This window comes from Neochlamydia sp. AcF65 (assembly GCF_018342435.1).
Classification (GTDB): domain Bacteria; phylum Chlamydiota; class Chlamydiia; order Chlamydiales; family Parachlamydiaceae; genus Neochlamydia.
Genome location: NZ_JAEMUE010000064.1, coordinates 1 through 1,283, shown reverse-complemented (window position 1 = coordinate 1,283; position 1,283 = coordinate 1). Strand labels below are relative to the sequence as shown.

The window sequence follows — 1,283 nt, the reverse complement described above, 5'->3', positions numbered from 1 at the left end:
CAGGGTGTTTTGATGAGAATTATTTGATAAACACCTTACCTAGTAATCCTCTCAAATAATTAGGTGCATAAGTGGCATTCCGTCTAGCATCGGTAATCCCTCGCCCTGAATCCATCGTTCTTATTATATTAGTAGCTAAGCGTCTGATTAAAGCCATGTTCTCAGCACTAAAGCCTACATCACTTAATGAAGCATCTTCTTTAAATACCACGTCCATTACATGGTGCAAACTATTTTCTATCGCCCAGTGCGCTCGGATCCACTTAGCAAATTCTTTGGCCCCTGCTTTTCGGCTAGATCCATAATAGCGGATAGCTTGTTCTACTTTATCTGCTACCTTCCGTTCAGAACGTACTTCAATCATGGACTGCAAATGCCATTTCTCCCGTTGAGGAAGCCACTGTAGGGCATTGGCTACGCATACATGACGACTTTCTATGCGACCACGATTTTTCTCATAAGTTTCCTCTCGAGTTATTCCCTCTACTCCCTGGTAATTAACTGCTTTTGCTTGCTCAAAGAAGTTATACGCTTCTGCTTTAAGATGGCCTTGGTTACCTTTAATTCCTACTATATAGTCCGCTCCTTTATTCAAAATCTCATCAATGGTATCTATATGGGCATAAAGTGCATCCATCGATACAATCGCTCCACTGACATCCATAGCCTCGAGCAAGGCGGGCACTGCTTGGGTTTCAATAGCTTTTTCAGGTACTTTCTCTTGAGCAATTACTAAGCGTCCTTCGGCAGCAAATATCTCGACAATATGCGTGATATTCTTATTATCTGAAACGCCTTTTAGCCGCTTTCCATCCATCACTAATAGCTGATCTTTCATTTCTTGCGGTAAGCCTTGCAGCCAGCGATTAATCAATTCCTTAAATGCTTGTGGATGGACCCTAGCAAGAAACCACCAGAGAGTATCATAAGAAGGTGCAGCTACCTTTAATCCTATTAGATCAGCAAACCAGCTGGCCCTTATTTCTGCAAAATGAGCAATTTCAGCCACGGTATTACATCCTGCTAGATACCCAGAAAGTGTAATCAAAAACAAATACCATATAGGATAAATACATCGCTTGCTTATACGAGGATCTGGAAAATCTGCAAAGTTAGATCTTACGCTTTCTCTAAATCTCTCTAAATCAATCTCTTCTTGCAAATCAGCAAAGTTTTTATCAGTGGTTTTTCTTCTGGCCATTGTTACCTCCTTCTTTTAGAAAGAAGATAATTCTAGATTTATGTAGCATTTGTCAAATCTTTCTCATCAAAACACCCTGTAT

At 40.4% G+C, this 1,283-nt stretch carries 1 protein-coding gene; it reads right to left on the bottom strand.

The window, feature by feature from the left end; all coding sequences use genetic code 11:
• Positions 1–19 precede the first annotated feature (19 nt).
• Positions 20–1,201: an ISAs1 family transposase gene (locus tag NEOC65_RS07945; RefSeq protein WP_213156203.1), complete on the bottom strand. Its 1,182-nt coding sequence runs from the start codon at positions 1,199–1,201 to the stop codon at positions 20–22.
• Between the last annotated feature and the right edge of the window lie 82 nt (positions 1,202–1,283).